This window comes from Nocardia aobensis NBRC 100429, from assembly GCF_000308375.1.
Classification (GTDB): Bacteria; Actinomycetota; Actinomycetes; order Mycobacteriales; family Mycobacteriaceae; genus Nocardia; species Nocardia aobensis.
In genome coordinates this window covers 53194-68117 of sequence record NZ_BAFQ01000066.1, presented here as the reverse complement: position 1 = coordinate 68117, position 14924 = coordinate 53194, and the positions used below count along the sequence as shown (strand labels likewise).

Below are 14924 nucleotides of genomic sequence, written 5' to 3'. Positions count from 1 at the left end.
CAGAAATGCCAGGCGACCCGGGAATGCAACCGCGTAGTCGGCTCGCCATTGCGGTCCATACCACGTCGTCGGTCGGTGACGGTGTCACCGTACCGGCCTCCGCTGGCGTCCAGCGTTGTGCGACAACGACATCGGAGCGGCGCTCGTCTATGTCGCCGGTCGTTGGTTGTGCGATCTGTCGCCGATGCCCGGGCTGCGGAATGCCGTGGAGGGAGGACTCGCCTGGTCCCCGCCGGGCGCCATCATGCCACAACCGGGCCACACGCGCATCGACACGGCAGCAACTACGGTCGGGATGTGCCGACCTCAACCTTCCCACGCCTTTCCCTCCACATCCGCCGCGCCGTTCTCCCCCTGTCGATTTCGATCGCCGCACTCGCAGCGACCGCCACATTGTCCGGCTGCGGGTCCGAAACCACCACGCCCGCAACGACTACCACCGTCGCGGGCACGTCGGCCGCCACTGCGCACGCGTCCGGCGACGCGACCAGCACGCCGAAGGCGGCGAACCCCACCCAGCCCTTCGGCGCGAGCACATCCCCATCACCCGGCACGGTCACCGTTCCCGATGTCCGCGGCGATCGCCCGGCCCTCGCCGACCAACTCCTCACCGCCGCCGGCCTGCATGCGCACATCACCGGCGGCACCGGCCGCGGGCCGGGCGGCGGGCAGTGCGTCATCACCAATCAGAACCCTGACGCGGAGACCTCGGTACCCACCGGCACCACGATCGAGCTCACCACCGGCGAGGTCGGCGGGCAGAGTCCCTGCTGAACCGCGGCCGTCGCGTTACGGTCGCGCCATGGAGTTTTCCGGAGGCTGGGATACCGTGGCGACCTTGGTCGACGGTCGCTGGGTCGAGCGGCGGCCGCGTCGCCCGGAGGTCGCCGCGCAACTGCTGCGCGAAACGCGGCTGCTGCCGTGGCTGGCGGCACAGCTGCCGTTGCAGGTGCCGGTCCCTCGGGTGGCCGGAGAGGACCCGCTCGTCGTACGCCATGCGTTGATTCCGGGGTGCGCAATCGAAACACCCTGTGCCGAACAGGGTTTGCTGATCGGCCGATTCCTGCGCGCCCTGCACGACTGCCCCGCGACGACGGCGATCGAGCACGGATTGGCACCGGCAGAGCAGGCCCGGCACGCCTGGAACGAGACCTTCGAACAGTTTCGCGCCGACGTCGCCCCGCTGCTACCGAGCGCTCATCGTCCCGCGGCGCTGGCCCTGCTCGACGCGGCCCGCGAACTTCCCGCCGATACCGTCGTACACGGCGATATCGGTCCCGAGCACATCCTGGTCGAGGCCGGCCGCATCACCGGCATGATCGATTTCGGCGATGCGCACCTCGGCGATCCGGCCATCGACCTGGCGTGGGCGCTGTACGGCGCGCCACCCGAATTCTCGAACGCCGTAACCGCCGCGTACGGGGTGACGGGCGAACTCCGCAGCCGGGCGTCGGTGTGGCATCGGCTCGGGCCGTGGCACGAGGTGACCCACGGCCTCGAGACCGGCTCGGCCGCGCATATCCGCAGCGGGCTGGCCGGCGTGCTCGAGCGCCTGTCCCCGGCGGATCAACCACGCAGCCGGTAGCTGGGGCCCGGGTTCGCCGCGACGTAGTCGGCCCACGTGCGGGTGCCGTCGGCGTGCTCGGGACAGGTGTTGTCGCCGGCACGGAAGCTCTGCGCGATCTCGCCGGGGAGCGGGAGCGGCACCGTCCGCCGAGGGCGCCCGTAATGCTGCTGCCACGTCTTCACCAACTCGCCCAGCGTGGATACCTGCGGTCCACCGAAATCTGCCGCACGGCTGCGGGGTTCGCCTTCGACGAGGTCGGCCAGGCGGGTGGCCACATCTTCGGTGGCGACCGGCTGGAAACGGAAATCCAAGGGCAGCGGGGCGATCGGAAGCTTCTGCACCCCGGCGAGCACCGCGGCGATCAGGTCGTGGAATTGGGTGGCGCGCTGAATCGTATGCGGCACACCGCTGTCGGCGATCAGGTGTTCGCAGGCGAGTTTCTTGCGGTAGTAGCCGAAGGGGATGCGGTCGATGCCGACGATCGACACGTAGATCAGATGCCGCGCTCCCCCGGCGGCCGCGAGCAGATTCCGCGTCTGCTCGATATCCGGTTTGCCGAACCGCCGGAAGTCCGAGGCCGCGTGCACGATCGACTCCGCACCCTCGGCAGCGTCGCGCACACCGGCCCCCGTCGCCAGATCCCCCACGTGCGTTCCCGCACCCGGGCGTCGCGAGAGCACCCGCACGTCGTGCCCGCGTTCGCGCAGCCGATCCACGATGTGCCGCCCGAGCGCGCCTGTCCCACCGGTCACCAGCACTGTGCTCATGCCTCCACCCAACCCCGCCCCCGCGGTCCGGGCAAGCACCCGGCAGCCGATGTCACATCCGGATCAGCACGGTAAGCGTCGGCAAGTCGGGTGCTGGGTGAACTAGCAAGTCGGGTGCTGGGTGAACTAATCGTGCAAACCTCGCCGAATCCGGCGGTTTTCCGCATTTCCAGTGGCGGTTTGCACGAAAAGTTCACGGTGCGTCCCAACTCCCCTCGCCCGGCACGCCCGCACATCGGCGGACGCACCATCCGAACCACACTGCGCGGGAACCGATCCCACATCCCCCGCGTCGAAGTATCCGGGGGCGCCGAGTGCCGGAGAGGTGACGGCCGATCCCGATCGGCATCGGATTCAGTCGCAAGGACGGACTTATGATTGCTCGGCGTTCGGATATCGCCACCTACATCGTGGTGGCGTACGCACTCGCGTGGGTGCTCGCGTCGATTCCCTGGATCGACGGAAAAGGGCTGGAATCGGTCCCCTGGCTGCACGAGGGGGCGGCCCTGATGATGTTCGCGCCGACAGTGGCCGTTCTGGTCGCGCGGTCGAGGATGGGGCAGCCCGTCCTCGCGCGCCCCGCGGCACCGGGCGTCCCGGCGGCTCCCGGCTTCGCCGCCGACGTCGGCCTCGGCCTCGGTCCGGCACCTGCGCGCACCGCCCGGTTGATCGTCGCCGCCTGGCTCGGTACGCAGATGGTCTTGTGGATCGCCTACGAGATCAGCGCGGCGCTCGGCTGGTTCCATTTCGATCTGGACAAGCTCGACACCTCGATGGTGGTCGCGTTGCTGCTCGAGACGCTGACGACGGTCGTCATCTCGACACTGCCGAACGCGCTCGGCGAAGAAATCGGCTGGCGCGGATGGCTACTGCCGCAATTGATCTCCCGCTACGGCACGCTCGTGGCGCTGATCGCGACCGGTGTCGTCTGGGCCCTCTGGCACGCCCCGCTGACACTGCTCGGTTACGGCTTCACCGATATCGGCGCCTGGTCGGCGGCGGCCTACATCCCGTTCTGCATCTGCTTCGGCGCCGTCCTCGGCTGGCTGCGCCTGCGGTCGGCCAGCGTGTGGCCCGCGGCGATCGCGCACGCGTCGTGGAACGGCGGAGCGATGATCTTCGGCGCCCTGCAGTCGGCCGACTCGAGCGAGCACGCGCACACGCTGCTGGGCGGTTCCGGCATCCCGGGGTGGATCCTGTGGGCGGCCGTGGCGACCGCACTGTTCGCCTTCGCGCCGATTGCGAAAACCCCCGCACCTGCACCGCGAACTTCGGTGCAGACGTAGCGCCGCTACTGTGGTTAGCTTTGAGGCCATGAGTACCACGCTCGCTGCTCTTCCGGAGGAATACCTGCCCCGCGACACCGCGGATGTCGTTCGCACAGTGCGAGATTCACGACCGCAACCGCTGACCGTGCGCGGCGGCGACCACAGCAGCGAGCAGCTCGACGACGAACCGGCCCCGCCCGACCGTCGCATCGTGATGTCGCTGCGGCGGATGAACCGCGTGCAGGCGGTGGACGCCGACGCGCGACTGGTGCGGGTGCAGGCCGGCGCACGCCTGTCCGATATCGATCGCACCCTGGCCGCGCACGGCCTGGGGCTGCCGATCGTCGGCGACCACCGCGAGATCACCGCCGGCGGTTTCGCGGCCGTCGGCGGGCTCAGCGCGGCCTCACACCGCTACGGCATGTTCAGCGACAACGTGGTCGCCCTCGAATACGTGGACCCCGAGGGTCGATTCGGCACCTGCGGGCGCACCCATCACGCCGACCGCTTCCGGCGCATCCTCGGCGGAGCCGGGCGCACCGGCATCATCACGGCGCTGACGCTGCAAGCCATCGAGGTCGACAAGGACCACACCTGGCTGACGTCCGACGCGCACCGATTCCTCGACTTCGACACGTTCGTCGAACACTCGCACGCCGAGATCACCCGCCCCGGCGACGCCCTGCTGCAGGTCGGCCGCTGGGTCGACACCGCGCCGCTGCGGGTGTCGCGACCGGTCGGCACCGGCAACATCCAGCTCGGCACGGTCCGCTTCGGCCAGTGGTCGAGTCTGCATCCCACCACCGCCACCCCCTCACTGCGGGCCCGCCGTGAACTGGGTGCGCGGGCGCGAAAGTCGTTGGGCGCCATCGCCTCCGCCGCGGGCGGCCGCGCCGGTATGCCGGTGCGCAACGCCGCCGCCGGCGCGCTGATGTTCGCGCCGAAGGTGCTGACGCTGCGCGACGCCGAATATCTCGCCGACACGGTGATCAGCTCCTCCGAGCGCGGCCCCGCCTACCGGGTGGCGGTCTTCGCGCCCATGAGCAGCTACAGCACCGTCTTCCACCGGCTGCACGACCTGTTCGCCGACCACCGCGAACGCAGCGGCGCCATCACGGTCATCTCCGCCATGACCTACGGCGTGCGCTCCCCGGATCTGCACGAATCCGCGGGCGAGGACCACGGCTTCATCACCTTCACCTGCCGCCTGCGCCCCACCGGCACCTACTCCGGCCGCTCCGGCGCACCGGAACTGATGCGTGAGATCACCTCCGGCATCGACGACATCTGCCGCTCCGAACGCGCCCGCCGCTATCACACCCCCGACTGAACCCTGTGCGTAGACCGAACGCCCCGGCAGACATGTCGGGGCGTTCGGCTTTTCCGGCAGTATCTCGAACGGCCCCCGCAACGACGAAGCGCCCCGGCCGAAGCCGGGGCGCTCGCGACTGCCGTCAGATGCTCAGTGCTTCTCGGGTCCCACGTGGTACTCGAACACCAGGCCGGCGACCGAGGCCAGGACACAGAGCACGCCCAGGCCGATCAGCCAGTACTGGAAGAACGCGAAGCCGAGCGCGGTGACCGAGGCGGAACCGGCCAGCAGGATGGGCCAGAAGCTGCCGGGCGAGAAGAAGCCCAGGTCGCCGGCGCCGTCGATGATCTCGGCCTCTTCGTAGTCCTCGGGGCGCAGATCCAGGCGGCGGGCCACGAAGCGGAAGTAGGTGCCGACGATCAGCGTCAGTCCGGCGGTCAGCACGATGGCGGTGGTACCCGCCCACTCGACGCCGGTGCGGGACTGGCCGGTGAAGAATCCGTAGACAACCGCCACGATGATGAAGAACACCGTGAGCAGCTCGAAGATGCGTGCTTCGACCTTCATGTCAGTTCAGTACCCTTCTTACTTGCTCTCGGCCTGGCTGGCTTCACGCGCGGTGCGACGGGTGTCGAACGGATGCGTGGTCGTCGCGACCGGCGACTCGCCGATGCTCGACAGGGCCTCGGCATTGGTCTTACCCGCTTCGCGGGCGGCGATGTACTTGTCGAACTTGTCCGGCGTCACGGCACGCACTTCGAAGTTCATCATCGAGTGGAAAGTACCGCACATCTCCGCGCAGCGGCCGACGAAGGCACCCTCGTGCTCGATCTTGGTGATCTGGAAGGTGTTGTCGGAGTGGTTTTCCTTCGGGTTCGGCATCACGTCGCGCTTGAACAGGAACTCCGGCACCCAGAAGGAGTGGATGACGTCGGCGGAGGCCAGCTGGAATTCCACGACCTTGTTGGTCGGCAGCACCAGCACCGGGATCTCGTTGGACGAGCCGACGGTCTCCACCTTGTCGTAGTGCAGGTAGGAGATGTCGTTGGCGGGCAGGCCGTGCAGCGGACCCGGCTGCGGGTGGCCGTCGGCGGTGCGCTCCTTGTACTCGCTCTGAATCTGCTCGTTCATCGCCTGACGGGTCTGGTCGACACCGTCGTGGACCTGGCCGTTCTGGCCGACGACCTTCTGGTAGCCGAACTTCCAGTTCCACTGGAACGCGGTCACGTCGACGACCACATCGGGGTTCGAGGTCTTCTCGTGCACGTAGTTCTGCACGACCACGGTGAAGTAGAACAGCACCGCGATGATCACGAACGGAATCGCGGTGTAGGTCAGCTCCAGCGGCACGTTGTAGCCGGTCTGCCGCGGGAACTCCGGGGAGTTCTTCTTCTTGCGGTGGAAGGCCACGGTCCAGAAGGTCAGGCCCCAGACCAGCACACCCATCGCCAGGGCGGCGACGACCGACCACGTCCACAGTTCCCGCATCCGGGTCGCCTGCGGGGTCACACCCGAGGGCCAGCCGAACCGAAGCACGGGATTGTCGATCGAGCAGCCCGAGACGAGCATCACGGTGATCCCCATGGACACCGCCAGCCCGGCCCGCCGAAGGATGCGGCCCCGCCGTACCCGGGCGGGTCGTGCCCCTATCGCTTCGCTCGCCTTGTGCGCCACGCTCAACGCCTTCCTGGTCGTCCATCCGACACGGCGCCACCCGGATGCCGGGCGGCGCGTTTTCAGCACGTTCGGGAGCCTTCCGCGAGCCGCACCGAACGCGCGGCCGACCACGAGAGTTCCCGAGTACTACGCAGCGTAGACCAAACCGCCTCCCGCGTTGTGCCCGGGTCGCTTTCGACACACCGGCCACCGGGTGCGATCCCCGGCCGTACCTCCGCGCCGCTCACGCGCCCGTACGCGAAATCCCTGGCGAGCGCGACCGCCGCCCAGCGAGGCGACGAGCAGGCCCGCGGTGCGGCATACTCGGGGACTGGTTTCGAATGTTCTCCGCGTACCCGATCCGGAAACGAGGTTCTCGACGCAGTGTGTGGACTGCTGGGATTTCTGACCGCCGATGTGGCCACCGACTCCGTCGTACAGCAGGTGTACGACGCCTTGCAGTGCGGGCGCCATCGCGGCCCGGACGAGCGCGGCACCTGGCACGACGAACACATCATCCTGGGCTTCAACCGCCTGTCGATCATCGACATCGAGCATTCGCATCAGCCGCTGCGCTGGGGTCCGCCGGAGAATACGCAGCGTTATGCGCTGGCGTTCAACGGTGAGATCTACAACTACCTGGAGTTGCGCGCGCAGCTGAGCGAGGAGTTCGGGGCGCGGTTCGCCACCGAGGGGGATGGTGAGGCGATCGTCGCGGCCTATCACCACTGGGGCACCGCGGCATTCTCCAAGCTGCGCGGCATGTTCGCCTTCGCCATCTGGGACACCGAGACCCAGGAGCTGGTACTGGCCCGCGACCCGTTCGGTATCAAGCCGCTGTTCCTGGCTACCGGCCCGGGCGGCACCGCCTATGCCAGCGAGAAGAAGAGCCTGCTGGAACTGCTGCCGGCCCTGAATCTCTCGGACGCACTGGATCCGCGCGCGCTCGAGCACTACACGGTGCTGCAGTACGTGCCGGAGCCGGAATCGCTGCACGCGAACATCCGCCGCCTGGAATCGGGCTGCTACGCCACCCTGCGCCCCGGCGCCGCGCCGGAAGTCACCCGTTACTTCGAGCCGAACTTCCGGGTGCGCCCGTTCGCGGCCGGCTCGGAGGAGGCCCGCTACCGCGAGATCGCGTCGGTGCTCGAGGATTCGGTCGCCAAGCACATGCGCGCGGACGTCACCGTCGGCGCCTTCCTGTCCGGCGGCATCGACTCCACCGCCATCGCGGCGCTGGCGATCCGGCACAACCCGAATCTGCTCACCTTCACCTCGGCGTTCGAGCGGGAGGGGTATTCGGAGGCCGATGTGGCGGCCGAGACCGCGGAGGCGATCGGCGCGAAGCATTTCATCCGCACCGTCAGCCCCGAGGAATTCGCCGGCGCGATCCCCGAGATCGTCTGGTACCTCGACGATCCGGTGGCCGATCCGGCGCTGGTGCCGCTGTATTTCGTGGCCCAGGAGGCCCGCAAGCACGTCAAGGTGGTGCTCTCCGGCGAGGGTTCCGACGAGCTGTTCGGCGGCTATACGATCTATCGGGAACCGTTGTCGCTCAAGCCTTTCGAGTACCTGCCGAAGGGCGTGCGGCGGCTGGCCGGCAAGCTCTCGGACCGGATTCCGGACGGGACGCGCGGCAAGAGCCTGCTGCACCGCGGTTCGCTGCCGCTCGAGCAGCGCTACTACGGCAATGCCCGCAGCTTCAACGACGCCCAGTTGCGTTCGGTGCTGCGCGAATTCCGCCCGGAGTGGACGCATCAGGATGTGACGGCCCCGATCTACGCGCGCTCGCGCGGCTGGGATCCGGTGGCGCGCATGCAGCATCTGGACCTGTTCACCTGGTTGCGCGGCGACATCCTGGTCAAGGCCGACAAGATGACCATGGCCAATTCGCTCGAGTTGCGGGTCCCGTTCCTGGATCCCGAGGTGTTCGCGGTCGCCGAGCAGATCCCGTATCAGCAGAAGATCACCAAGGAGACCACCAAGTACGCGCTGCGCCGCGCGCTCGAGACGATCGTCCCGCCGCATGTGCTGCACCGGCCGAAACTGGGCTTCCCGGTGCCGCTGCGGCACTGGCTGCGCGGACCGGAACTCTTCGACTGGGCCGCCACCCAGATCGCGGAATCGCAGACCGACCATCTGCTGGACAAGTCCGCGATCAAGGCCATGCTCGAGGCGCACCGGGCCGGCAACGGCGACCACAGCCGTCGCCTGTGGACGCTGCTGGTGTTCATGATCTGGCACGGCATCTTCGTCGAAGACCGCATCAAGCCCGATATCCAGGAGCCGACCTACCCCGTGCGGCTCTAGCCGGCGGATACCAGCGACGCGGGCGTCGTACCGCGGCCGATCACGGCCGGCGGTGCGGCGCCCGTCCCGTGTGCGGCGCCCCCCTTCGAAGGCCCACTCGTAGTCATGTCATCTTTTCGACGCTCTTGAACGTACCGTTAAACAGCGGTACATTAAATGACGTCAAGCTAGTCGCGCGGCCCGATCGGGCCGCGGACGGATACGACCGAGACACGTACCGAAGGAATTCCGATGGTTCGAAACGACCTGCCCTCGAAGCTCCGCACCCGCATGTCACGCACCGTGATCACGGTCGCCATCGCGGCGGCGCCGATCGTGGCGGCCGCCACCCCCGCTCTCGCCGAACCGGCGGCGGCCCCAGCCCCGGCCCCGGCCCAGGAAATCCATGGCTGGGGCCACCACGGCTGGGGGCATCACGGTGGTTGGGGAATGCCGGGCTGGGGCCTGCCGCGCGGAGGCTACGGCGGCTTCTATCCGGGATGGAACAGCCCGTGGTCGGGTGGCTACGGATACGGGTACGGCTACGGTTACTCGCCGTTCTCGACCGGCAGCGCCTCCTGAGCCGAGATCACATCGGCTCGATCGCACCCGGCACACGGCCTAACCTCGTAGCTATGTGCCGAAATATCACCGCCCTGCGCGGCCTCGAACCGGAAGCCACGGCCGAGGAGATCGAGGCGGCCGCGCTGCAGTACGTCCGCAAGGTGGGTGGCCTGAGCAGTATCTCCGCGGCCACCCGCCCCGCGATCGACGAGGCCGTCGCCGAGATCGCCGCGGCCACCACCCGCCTGCTGGCGGCCCTGCCCGACCGCAAGGTGCCGCCGAAGTCGGTCCCGCCGCTGCGGCGACCGGAGGTGCAGGCGCGCATCGCCGCCCGCGCCTGAGCCCGGAGCGGACCTAACCCTTCGCCACCACGCGGACCGTCGACAGGGTGGGGTCGGTGGCATCGGGTGGAAAACGTCGACTCGTACGCATCGACCGCATCGGCCATCAATTCCTGCGCCTCACCCAGCACCCCGTACCGCAGCAGACGATCGTCGAGCCCGTTGAGCGCGACCACGTCCGCGGCGAACGCATCCGGCCCGAGGACGTCCAGTACCCGGGAATCGACTCCCCGTCCCTGCTTGTGAGCCGGTGGACTGAACGGCACGAAGCCCCGCCGCCGGAAATCGCGCAGCGCGTCGAGCACCGGGGCCCTGTCGTGATCCATAGTGCTCGGCTAACCACCGATCCGGACGCCAAGTCCTCGAGCCGTCGTCCCGGCTCGTGATTCACCCGGAGTTCGCCGTGGCGTCGGGTTTTCTGAACCCGCGCACGGTTGGCTGGAGGTATGGACGAGCGGGATGCGTCGGAGCCGGTATCGGAGCAGGCGGGTAGCGCCGGGGCGGGGGCCGGTCCTGGTTCGACGCCGGGCACCGGTACCCACGGAGATGTCACCGCCGGGCCGCACGCCGCTGCACGAGCAGGCGGACCGGAGGGAGGCGGCGCGCGCCCCGACCGATCGCGCGGGGTGAGCCGGCGATGGCTGTTCGGCGCGTCGGGGGCGGCGGCGCTCGCCGGGCTGGCCGTGGGTGCGGGGACGACGGCGGCATTGCACGACGAGGGTTCCTCGACCGGCGGCGGGCGATTCTGGCCGCTGTCACCGGAATTGGCGACGGGTCCGGCCCGGGTGGCCGCACCGCCGGTAACGGGATTGCACCTGCAGTTCGGTGCCGACGCCGCGCGCGAGGCCGTGGTGAGCTGGCAGAGTTCGGCATCGGTGCGCAATCCGGTGGTGCGATTCGGCACGGCCACAACCGGATTCGGCGCGGCCGCGCAAGCACAGACCCGGGTCTACCGGGACGCCGCCTCGGGCACCGAGGTATACGCCCATCACGCGGTCCTGACCGGGCTCACGCCGGACACCGACTACATCTACGCAGCCGGACACGACGGTGCCACACCGGAATTGGGCACGCACCGCACCGCGCCGGCGGGCCGGGCCGCGTTCCGCTTCACCAGTTTCGGTGATCAGGGCACTCCGACGCTCGGCAAGCTGGACAACGGCCGCTACGTCAACGACAACCTCGGCTCCCCCGTCGCCGGTGACGTCACCGCGGGGATCGAACATCTGGCCCCGCTGTTCAATCTCGTCAACGGCGATCTGTGCTACGCCAATCTCGCCACCGACCGGATCCGCACCTGGAACGACTGGTGGGCCAACAATTCCCGGTCCGCTCGCCACCGCCCGTGGATGCCGGCGCCGGGTAACCACGAGAACGAACGCGGCAACGGCCCGATCGGCTACGAGGCGTTCCAAACGTATTTCACCGTGCCCGACAGCGGGGCCGAGGATCTCGCGCGCGGGCTCTGGTACGCCTTCACGGTCGGCGCGGTCCGGGTGATCGCGGTGGCCAACGACGACATCTGCCTGCAGGACGGCGGCAACTCCTATGTGCACGGCTACTCCGGCGGTGCCCAGAAGCGTTGGCTGGACAAGGAATTGGCTACCGCCCGGGCGGACCGCGCGATCGACTGGATCATCGTGTTCATGCATCAGACCGCGATCTCCTCCGCCGACAAGGCCAACGGCGCCGATCTGGGGATCCGCCAGGAATGGCTACCGCTGTTCGACCGTTACCAGGTCGACCTGGTGCTGTGCGGCCACGAACACCATTACGAGCGTTCCCATCCCGTCCGCGGCGTCCTCGGCAGCGACACCCTCACCCCGAAACCGGTCCCGGAGGCGGTCACGCCCGCCACCGCGACCACACCGGAGATCATCGACACCTCCAGGGGCACAGTGCATCTCGTGATCGGCGGCGGCGGAACCTCCGTCCCCTCGAACGGGCTGTTCTTCCCCGGGCAGCAGTGCCGGGTGATCACCGGCGTCGGCGCGGTCGACCCCGCCACCGGCAAGAAGGCGCCGATCTATGTGATGGAGCAGGCACCCTGGTCGGCCTTCAAGGACCCCGACCATCCCTACGGATTCTGCGCCTTCGACGTCGATCCCGGCGCCCCCGGCGGCCACACCACCATGACCGCCACCTACTACGCCGTGACCGACACGGTGAAGCCGGTGGACAGTTTCATCCTCACGCGGCCGCGTTCCGACCACTGACCCGGCCGCGGTCATCGGCACCTGCACCGACGTGAACGGCTCGGCCCACATCACCGCCGGTCACCTGTCCTGCCCGCACATCCCCCACCGCACCCGTCACGCCGCACACAACGCCGTCGCTCATCGGCCCGGCTCTGAACACCGTAGGCAGCGAGACGGCCCCGCCGCCCAACTGTTACGTGACATGGATCAGATCCAGCACCCGGCGTGCCAATTCGGCGTCGGTGGACTCGGCTCGCGTGGCCGGCCGCCGATGCCACACGGTGAGAAGCAGGTCCGCCGCATTGCCGGACAGAACCGTATCGGCCGCCGCCGCGCCGTAGTCGATCGTCGGTTCCGGATGGGTCAGGCGCAGCGTCCACGGCGGGCCGTCGAGGTCGGTGCAAACGAATTGCGTTGCGGTCCCGACGAGTTCGCCGGGCACATCGACTCGGGCGAGGAAGCGTGGGACGAAGACGTGCAGCCATTCGTCGATGCCGTCACCCGCGAAGTCCGCGTCGATCGGCGCCGCCGCGCCGGGCCGCACCGCGTCCTGCGCATCCCACCGGTGCATCGCCGTCTCATGGGCCTGTCGCCGCAGCCAGAACCGCACGGTCCGCCGGCCGAGGAAGGTGTCGACCTCGCCGTCGAGATCCATCCCGTCCAGCTGTCGCAGCAGCAGATCGCGGCTCTCGCGATACCACTTCGAAAGGTCCTCACCGTCGGGGCGGGGAACCGGCGCGTCGTCGCCGCGCAGGAATCCCGCCACCCACCGATGCACCCGGCCCACGTGGGAGATCAGGCGCGCCACATCCCATCCGGGACAGGCCGCCACCGGCGCCCCGTACGCGTCCCGCGCTATCGCGGCGATCGCGTCGCCCTCGGCTACGAGTGCCGCCAGCCACCGTGAATCGTCCATGCACGCAACCTATCCGCCGCGTCACGACGGCGCATCGCTCACGATCTCCGGTAGCCGGTCCGCACCCCAGCTGCGGTGGATGTAGCCGACGACCCGATCCAGTTCCGCGCGCTCCACCGCGGCCGGTTCGCCGCGTTCGAGCGGATCGAAATGGAAGATGTAGAGCCGCGACGCGAACTGTTCGAACGGCAGCGATCCCTCCCCGAACCGTTCGCCGTGCCCGGCGGTGCCGACGACCACGCCGTCACCCCAGTCCTGGCCACTGTCGTTGTTCGGGTTGTAGAAGTAGACCCGCATGGTGTCCTGCGGATCGAGGCTGACCCGCAGGACGGTGATCGCGTGCCAGCCGACGAACCGGGCGGCGCTGTCGGTGACCGCGATGCCGGCCGGCTGCGGGTGGATCAGCGGCTGATTGCCGTTGTAGAAGGGGTGGTAGCTGGCGTAGAAGTGCCGCAGGAATTCGTCGACGTCGATCAGCCGCCCGGTATCCACATCGACGTTGATACGGAATCCGCGCCCGGACCACCAGCCGTGGAATTCGGGGTTGATCCACCGATGCGGATCGCCCTCGCGGCCGACGCAACGCCGGCCCATCTCCGCGTAGATCCGGTCGAGATGGGGCACGACCAGCAGTGATACCGGGTCCAGATCCATCGGCAGGGTGGTCGCCACCCCGGCCCCCGCCTCCAGCGAGGAAATCGGCTGCCCCTCGAAATGCATGACGATCTCGTCGTCGCGGGCCGCCCACGCCACGGTCTGCAACAGGTAGTCGGGATCGTTGTAGGCCCACATCGACAGGGCGCGCGCCGACTGGCAGGTCGGATTGTCACCCTGCCCGACGCCGAGCGGCAGACCCAGGATCGACAGCATCCCGGACAGCAGCCGCGCCCGCGCGTCCGGCACCGGGCCGAACACCTCGTGCAGCCGTTCCCGCGAACGCGGCGACACCGGAAGCGCGAGTTGCCGCCACAGCGCGGGCGCGACCGGCGGTTGATACAGAATCCCCCGCTCCAGCAGCAGCGCGAGCCCGTAGATGCCCTGCGCGGTCTCGACGTGCACGGCCTCCTCGATCAGGTTGCGCACGAGTTCGTGGTAGCACAGCAGGCTGTCGCGCCCGGTGCTCGACAATCCCAGCGCCTCACCGAGCAGATATTCGCCCTTGGTCAGGAGGAACCGCAGCAGCACCGCGTGATACGGCGACACCAGCCCGGTGTCGTGCATCGAACGCGCGAAACCCGTTGCCTCGTACTGCAATGCGCTGTCGTCCATACTTTCCAGGCGCGTGCGGTAGACCTCCACACCCGGATCCTCCCGGCATGCGTCGGTGGTGCCGTAGAGGCTGCTGATCAGCCGGTCCGCGCCCAGCCCGGCGGCGCCGAGATCGATATCGGGATTGCTGCGGGCGACGGCGATCTGCGTGATCATCCGCTTCACCTGCTCGACCTGGATGGGACGCTGGCGCAGAATCCGCCAGATCTCGTCGACCAGATGCTCGAGCACCTTCTCGTACCCGATTTCCTCCACCAGATGATGCAGCAGCTCCCGCGAGACCCGCGCCATCCGCCCCTGCTGTTCGCGTTCGGCCTCGCTCGGCGGCGTGAACAGCAGGCTCAGATTGACCGCCAGCACCTGCGACAGATGCCCCAGCGCCTGTTCCGCACTCACCGACGGATGCGGGTAATCACCTTTGGCCACCGCCAGCAACCGCAGATCGCTCACCGTCTCCAGCACCATCGTGTCGGCGTTGGCGCTGCGCAGCGAACCCACACTCAACGCGGGAATCAGGATCTCCGGATGCGCCCAGTCGGTGCCGAGGAACAGCCCGGCCGCCTCGAGCCCGCTCGCCCGCGCCCGCACCGCCGCGCAGCCGCCGGGCAGCAGCAGCACCCGCCGCAGCGCACCCAGCACCCTGGACAGCTTCACCTGCTTACCGAAATCGCTGGTGTCGCCCAGAATTCGGGTGGCTTCGTCCAGCGTGGCGAGACGCCTGTCCAGAGTGTCGTCGTCGCTGCCGAGTGGAGTCAATCAGGATCCTCCCGTGATCCA

13 protein-coding genes and 1 pseudogene are annotated in these 14924 nt (G+C 68.6%); 8 read left to right on the top strand and 6 right to left on the bottom strand.

From position 1 onward, the window contains the following. Positions 1–297: 297 nt before the first annotated feature. A complete protein-coding gene (locus RJ03_RS37045) occupies positions 298–774 on the top strand; it encodes a PASTA domain-containing protein (protein ID WP_157163386.1) in 477 nt (158 codons plus the stop codon). Between the two features lie 28 nt (positions 775–802). After that, positions 803–1585 (top strand): phosphotransferase, encoded by a 783-nt coding sequence (locus RJ03_RS09235; protein WP_036500188.1) that lies wholly within the window; start codon positions 803–805, stop codon positions 1583–1585. Here the strand turns inward: RJ03_RS09235 and RJ03_RS09230 are convergent. After that, positions 1567–2334 carry an SDR family oxidoreductase gene (locus tag RJ03_RS09230; protein ID WP_036500187.1) on the bottom strand — a complete coding sequence of 256 codons (768 nt, stop codon included), beginning with the start codon at positions 2332–2334 and terminating at the stop codon, positions 1567–1569. The two genes, RJ03_RS09235 and RJ03_RS09230, sit on opposite strands and share 19 nt — an antisense overlap. A 374-nt stretch (positions 2335–2708) precedes the next feature. On the opposite strand from RJ03_RS09230, the gene RJ03_RS09225 reads away from it, so the two are divergent. Together RJ03_RS09225 and RJ03_RS09220 are read left to right on the top strand one after the other, a co-directional pair. Next, positions 2709–3620 (top strand): CPBP family intramembrane glutamic endopeptidase, encoded by a 912-nt coding sequence (locus RJ03_RS09225; protein WP_051024487.1) that lies wholly within the window; start codon positions 2709–2711, stop codon positions 3618–3620. Positions 3621–3648: 28 nt separating this feature from the next. Beyond that, positions 3649–4932, top strand: a complete 1284-nt coding sequence (locus RJ03_RS09220; RefSeq protein WP_036500186.1) for an FAD-binding oxidoreductase — start codon at positions 3649–3651, stop codon at positions 4930–4932. Between the two features lie 132 nt (positions 4933–5064). Here RJ03_RS09220 and RJ03_RS09215 read toward each other — a convergent pair whose 3' ends face one another. Both RJ03_RS09215 and ctaC read right to left on the bottom strand, forming a co-directional pair. After that, positions 5065–5481 (bottom strand): cytochrome c oxidase subunit 4, encoded by a 417-nt coding sequence (locus RJ03_RS09215; RefSeq protein ID WP_036500184.1) that lies wholly within the window; start codon positions 5479–5481, stop codon positions 5065–5067. 18 nt (positions 5482–5499) lie between these two features. After that, positions 5500–6498: an aa3-type cytochrome oxidase subunit II gene (gene ctaC, locus RJ03_RS09210; RefSeq protein ID WP_083870695.1), complete on the bottom strand. Its 999-nt coding sequence runs from the start codon at positions 6496–6498 to the stop codon at positions 5500–5502. Positions 6499–6954: 456 nt separating this feature from the next. Between ctaC and asnB the strand changes: the two genes are divergently transcribed. The 3 genes from asnB (at position 6955) to RJ03_RS09195 (ending at position 9764) form a co-directional block, all read left to right on the top strand. After that, on the top strand, positions 6955–8880 hold the full coding sequence (gene asnB, locus RJ03_RS09205) for an asparagine synthase (glutamine-hydrolyzing) (RefSeq protein ID WP_036500183.1): 1926 nt from the start codon (positions 6955–6957) through the stop codon (positions 8878–8880). 231 nt (positions 8881–9111) lie between these two features. Next, the gene (locus tag RJ03_RS09200; RefSeq protein ID WP_036500181.1) at positions 9112–9441 is read left to right on the top strand and encodes a hypothetical protein; all 330 of its coding nucleotides are present in this window, start codon (positions 9112–9114) and stop codon (positions 9439–9441) included. Positions 9442–9494: 53 nt separating this feature from the next. Next, positions 9495–9764, top strand: coding sequence for a DUF2277 family protein (locus RJ03_RS09195; RefSeq protein WP_036500179.1), 270 nt, complete (start codon positions 9495–9497; stop codon positions 9762–9764). A 128-nt stretch (positions 9765–9892) separates the two neighbouring features. Here the strand turns inward: RJ03_RS09195 and RJ03_RS39025 are convergent. Further along, positions 9893–10090 (bottom strand): annotated as a pseudogene (locus tag RJ03_RS39025) (hypothetical protein); the annotation flags it as partial. 120 nt (positions 10091–10210) lie between these two features. Here RJ03_RS39025 and RJ03_RS09185 point away from each other — a divergent pair. Continuing rightward, the gene (locus tag RJ03_RS09185) at positions 10211–11980 is read left to right on the top strand and encodes a purple acid phosphatase family protein (protein ID WP_083870694.1); all 1770 of its coding nucleotides are present in this window, start codon (positions 10211–10213) and stop codon (positions 11978–11980) included. A 175-nt stretch (positions 11981–12155) separates the two neighbouring features. On the opposite strand, the gene RJ03_RS09180 is transcribed toward RJ03_RS09185, so the two are convergent. Both RJ03_RS09180 and RJ03_RS09175 read right to left on the bottom strand, forming a co-directional pair. After that, the gene (locus RJ03_RS09180) at positions 12156–12878 is read right to left on the bottom strand and encodes a maleylpyruvate isomerase family mycothiol-dependent enzyme (RefSeq protein WP_036500169.1); all 723 of its coding nucleotides are present in this window, start codon (positions 12876–12878) and stop codon (positions 12156–12158) included. Positions 12879–12899: 21 nt separating this feature from the next. Beyond that, positions 12900–14903 carry a hypothetical protein gene (locus RJ03_RS09175; protein WP_036500165.1) on the bottom strand — a complete coding sequence of 668 codons (2004 nt, stop codon included), beginning with the start codon at positions 14901–14903 and terminating at the stop codon, positions 12900–12902. Between the last annotated feature and the right edge of the window lie 21 nt (positions 14904–14924).

Excerpts from the sequence above, each read along its gene's own strand:
- RJ03_RS09185 (WP_083870694.1), top strand. The coding sequence starts at position 10,211 with ATGGACGAGCGGGATGCGTCGGAGCCGGTATCGGAGCAGGCGGGTAGC.
- RJ03_RS09220 (WP_036500186.1), top strand. The coding sequence starts at position 3,649 with ATGAGTACCACGCTCGCTGCTCTTCCGGAGGAATACCTGCCCCGCGAC.
- RJ03_RS09215 (WP_036500184.1), bottom strand. The coding sequence starts at position 5,481 with ATGAAGGTCGAAGCACGCATCTTCGAGCTGCTCACGGTGTTCTTCATC.
- RJ03_RS09195 (WP_036500179.1), top strand. The coding sequence starts at position 9,495 with ATGTGCCGAAATATCACCGCCCTGCGCGGCCTCGAACCGGAAGCCACG.
- ctaC (WP_083870695.1), bottom strand. The coding sequence starts at position 6,498 with ATGGGGATCACCGTGATGCTCGTCTCGGGCTGCTCGATCGACAATCCC.
- RJ03_RS09230 (WP_036500187.1), bottom strand. The coding sequence starts at position 2,334 with ATGAGCACAGTGCTGGTGACCGGTGGGACAGGCGCGCTCGGGCGGCAC.
- RJ03_RS09225 (WP_051024487.1), top strand. The coding sequence starts at position 2,709 with ATGATTGCTCGGCGTTCGGATATCGCCACCTACATCGTGGTGGCGTAC.
- RJ03_RS09200 (WP_036500181.1), top strand. The coding sequence starts at position 9,112 with ATGGTTCGAAACGACCTGCCCTCGAAGCTCCGCACCCGCATGTCACGC.
- RJ03_RS09235 (WP_036500188.1), top strand. The coding sequence starts at position 803 with ATGGAGTTTTCCGGAGGCTGGGATACCGTGGCGACCTTGGTCGACGGT.
- RJ03_RS09180 (WP_036500169.1), bottom strand. The coding sequence starts at position 12,878 with ATGGACGATTCACGGTGGCTGGCGGCACTCGTAGCCGAGGGCGACGCG.